Here is a 3,731-nt window from a genome sequence, read left to right on the forward strand (position 1 = left end):
CGAGAATCGCCGTCAGCGCCGCCGCCGCGGCCGAGAGTAGCGCCCAGGGAAGCCACATTGCGTCCTCCTCCTCCTTCGCGCACGCGCGCTTGACCACATCGCAGATGGATCGCCGGTCGCAGGAAGACGTTCGCGTGGTGCGGACGACTACGAGGGTGCGTGCCAATCTGACGTACCGCGTCCTGCGCAGTCAAGCTGAAGCGCGCCCTGGGCGTGATCCGGGTCGGAGGACGGGTGAATGCCGAGCTGGACATCACCCCCAGGAGAAGCACTGGCACGGTGACGTTACCTCGCGGACATCGGGCCATCACGCGTTAGTCACCTCCGCGACCGATCCTGTCTGGCCATGACGCGATCTTCGCCCATGGTCCGGCGCGACGCACCGCAGGCCGGGGGCATCGACGCGACGCCGTCGGCCGCTGGGCCGTGGAAGTCGCTGCACCTGACCAACGCGTGGCACGCGGAATCGGGCGGCATCCGGGCGTACTACACGGCGATGCTGGCTGCGGCCAACACGCTGGGGCGCCCGATGCGCCTGGTCGTGCCCGGGGAGCGCGACGAGGTCCGTGAGGTTGGCCCCCATGGACGCATCTACACCGTCAGGGCCCCTCGGGCACCCTTCGTCGATCGCCGTTATCGGGTGATGGTGCCGGTGCCGTTCAGCCGCATCTCGGAGCGACTGCTCGGCATCCTGCAGGATGAGCGTCCAGCGATCGTCGAGGTGTGCGACAAGTACGCGCTTCCTTACCTGGCAGGCGCGATCCGACGCTTCCCGCCGCCAGGCCTGCCGAGGCCGACGCTCGTCGGCCTGAGTTGCGAACGCGCCGACCACTCGCTCGAGGCGCTCGGCGTGCTCGGGCGGATCGGGGCGCGAGCGGTGCGGTGGTATCTCGGGGCCGTCTACCTACCCCAGTGTGACTACCATCTCGCCAACTCCGCGTACACCGCTGGCGAGTTGCTCGCCGCGCAGCGGCCCACGCACCCGCGCGACGTGCAGACCGTGCCGATGGGACTGCATGTCGCGACGTTCGGTCCGCAGCATCGATCCGAGGCGTGGCGGCAGGCGTGGCGCCAGCGATTGTCGCTTCCGCCGGACGGCCCCTTGCTCGTCTACGTCGGGCGACTGGCGCAGGAGAAGCAGTTGACCCGCGCCATCGACCTGCTGGGACACGTGCGGCGGACCGGCACGGCGGCCGGCCTGGTGCTCGTGGGCAGTGGTCCGGACGAGGAGCGGCTGCGCCGGCATGCGGCGGCGGCGTGTGGCGCGGCGGTGGGCTTTGCCGGGCATGTCCGCGACGCGGCAGCACTGGCGGCCTGCTACGCGAGCGGCGACGCGTTCGTGCACGTCAACGACCGCGAGCCGTTCGGCATCGGCCCGCTCGAAGCCATGGCCTCCGGCGTCCCGGTGGTGCTCCCTCGCGCCGGTGGCGTGCTCACCTACGCGACGCCCGCCAATGCCTGGCTCGGCGAGCCGACGGCCGCGGGCCTGGCGCAGGCCGCGCTCGAGGCGCTTGCGTATCCGGACCCGGCGCGCCTGCGCCTCGCCGCCGAGACGGCCCGGCAGTACGACTGGTCATCGGTCGCGCCGGCCATCTTCGCCGCCTACGACGCGCTCCACGTGCGCGCCCGCACGGCCGACGCCTCGCGCTGGCGGCCGCGTGTCGGGCACGTCGCGTCCGAAGCCGACCTGGCCCGGTCCTGACTCCTGCCAGCGTCACGCGTCGACGTCACGCGTCGACCGCGGTCTCTCGCGTCGAGTTCCGCCGCGCGACCGACGGCCGCAGCCCCCATTCCCATCGAGTATGGTGGTGAGCCATGGACGACGAGCAGGACCCCACGCTCGAATCTGAGGAGCAGAGCGACGGCGAGGAATGCGCGCCGGTTCGAGTGGAGCCAGACCAACTGGAGCCGGACACCCTGCGCGCGGTGATCGAATCGTTCGTGTTGCGTGAAGGCACCGACTACGGCCTGCACGAGGTGTCGCTCGAGGACAAGGTGGCGCAGGTGCTCCGGCAGGTGCACCGCGGCGAGGCCCACATCACGTTCGATCCCGGCACCGCGTCGGTCACCCTCGTGGTGACGCCGACGAGGGAGAGGTCGCGCCGACCGTGGATGTCGCACGACCCCGAAGAGTAGGCGTCGAGCCACGACCGTTGGTGCGTGTGACCGCCCGGCCCGCCTTCGTTCTTCGAACTTCGGCGCGCAAGCAGGGCTCGAACCTGCGACCCCGGGCTTAGAAGTTGTCGAACGAGGCGAATGGAGGCCGCAGGAGACCGCTGCGGTCTCACCTCTCTTTGCCCGATCACCGCAACAGGGCACTCGACACCGCTCGAGACAGCCGCGGATTGTCCGTCAATTGTCAATCGAGCTCAGCCGCGCTACTCGCAGGTCAGAGCCGTGCGCGCAGGGCGACCAATCGCCGTTGCAAGGACGGGACTTCCTCGGCCACGACGCTCCACACGATGTCGTCGTCGATGCCGAAGTAGGCGTGCGCCAGCACGTCGCGCAACCCGGTGATCCGCCGCCACGGGATCTCGACGTCGAGCCCGCGGACATCGGCAGGCAGGTTCTTGGCGGCCTCACCGAGTACCTCGAGATTCCGCAGGACAGCGTCGTGGGCCATCGTGCCGTTCACCAATTCTGCCCGGCTCAGTCCTTCCGTGTACTGCCCGATGCGGCGGCATGCCTCGACCATGTCGTCGAGGTACAGCGTGACGTCACGCGACACGGCGGGCTTCGGCTTCGATGCGTGGCTGCAGTTGGGAGCGTAGCGCCGCGCGGGTCACCAGGTCGACGCGCGCGCTCAGGGTGTCTTCCAGCAGCGCCTTGAGGTCCATGAACCGCGCGAACGTGGCAGGGCCGTCGAACTCGACCAGGACGTCGACGTCGCTGTCGGGGCGGGCGTCGCCTCGAGCCACCGACCCGAACACGTACAGCGCTCCTACGCCCAACTCGGACTTCAATCGGGGGGCGAGCGGGCTTAGGGCTGCGGCGACGGTGTCCAGGGTCATCGAGAACTCGCGCCCAGTATAGCGAGGTGCTTTGCGACGCAGCAGGATGTCGTCGGTGTGGCGCGAGAGACCTCGCAGTTCTGGCTCGACCCGCCTTCGCGCCTGCGGCGCTTCGGCACGCTGGGGTCTGGTGCCCGGCCCGCCTTCGTTCTTCGACTTCGGCGCGCAAGCAGGGCTCGACCCGCCTTCGCGCCTGTGGCGCTTCGGCGCGCTGAGATCTCGTGCCCGGCAGGGCTCGACCCGCCTTCGCGCCTGCGGCGCTTCGGCGCGCTGAGGTCTGGTGCCCGGGCAGGGGCTCGACGCGAATGCCGAGCCCGCAGGGCGGAGGCGCCGCGTTTGAGATCTCGTGTCCGGCAGGGGCTCGACCGCGGCGGCGAGCCGAAGGCGGAGCCGCGCGGCTGAGGACTGCCGCGACGGTACCACGTCGCCCAAGGCGACGTGGTACGCCCGGCAGGGCTCGAACCTGCGACCCCCGGCTTAGAAGGCCGGTGCTCTATCCAGCTGAGCTACGGGCGCACACCGCCCCAATTATCGCATCGCCCGCGATGGGGGCGGGGGAGAGCCGGCCGACCCGCCGCCGGCCCCTGGTCCCTTGTCCCTGACGGCCTCGTCCCTCGTCCCGCGCCGCCCTGGTGACTCGTCCCCGTGTCCCTTGTCCCTTGCGCTGCAGCGGCGCGGTCGGAGACCGCGCCCTACCCGGCGGGACTAGATCGACCCGGC

4 protein-coding genes and 1 tRNA gene are annotated in these 3,731 nt (G+C 70.5%); 2 read left to right on the top strand and 3 right to left on the bottom strand.

What is annotated here, in order from left to right:
- Positions 1-346: 346 nt before the first annotated feature.
- Both ACIRDX_RS21510 and ACIRDX_RS21515 read left to right on the top strand, forming a co-directional pair.
- Entirely contained in the window at positions 347-1,702 is a 1,356-nt protein-coding gene (locus ACIRDX_RS21510; protein WP_396627477.1) for a glycosyltransferase, read from the top strand.
- 113 nt (positions 1,703-1,815) lie between these two features.
- Positions 1,816-2,136 carry a YheU family protein gene (locus ACIRDX_RS21515; RefSeq protein ID WP_396627478.1) on the top strand — a complete coding sequence of 107 codons (321 nt, stop codon included), beginning with the start codon at positions 1,816-1,818 and terminating at the stop codon, positions 2,134-2,136.
- A gap of 253 nt (positions 2,137-2,389) precedes the next feature.
- On the opposite strand, the gene ACIRDX_RS21520 is transcribed toward ACIRDX_RS21515, so the two are convergent.
- The 3 genes from ACIRDX_RS21520 to ACIRDX_RS21530 all read right to left on the bottom strand — a co-directional run bounded on the left by ACIRDX_RS21520 (position 2,390) and on the right by ACIRDX_RS21530 (position 3,527).
- Positions 2,390-2,728 (bottom strand): DUF86 domain-containing protein, encoded by a 339-nt coding sequence (locus ACIRDX_RS21520; protein WP_396627479.1) that lies wholly within the window; start codon positions 2,726-2,728, stop codon positions 2,390-2,392.
- Positions 2,718-3,011, bottom strand: a complete 294-nt coding sequence (locus ACIRDX_RS21525) for a nucleotidyltransferase family protein (RefSeq protein WP_396627480.1) — start codon at positions 3,009-3,011, stop codon at positions 2,718-2,720. Before ACIRDX_RS21525 ends, ACIRDX_RS21520 begins: the two co-directional genes overlap by 11 nt.
- Positions 3,012-3,450: 439 nt before the next feature.
- Positions 3,451-3,527 (bottom strand) — tRNA-Arg (locus tag ACIRDX_RS21530).
- Positions 3,528-3,731: the final 204 nt, after the last annotated feature.

It is taken from the genome of Luteitalea sp. (genome assembly GCF_044337415.1).
Taxonomy (GTDB): Bacteria; Acidobacteriota; Vicinamibacteria; order Vicinamibacterales; family Vicinamibacteraceae; genus Luteitalea.

Excerpts from the sequence above, each read along its gene's own strand:
- ACIRDX_RS21510 (WP_396627477.1), top strand. The coding sequence starts at position 347 with ATGACGCGATCTTCGCCCATGGTCCGGCGCGACGCACCGCAGGCCGGG.
- ACIRDX_RS21515 (WP_396627478.1), top strand. The coding sequence starts at position 1,816 with ATGGACGACGAGCAGGACCCCACGCTCGAATCTGAGGAGCAGAGCGAC.
- ACIRDX_RS21525 (WP_396627480.1), bottom strand. The coding sequence starts at position 3,011 with ATGACCCTGGACACCGTCGCCGCAGCCCTAAGCCCGCTCGCCCCCCGA.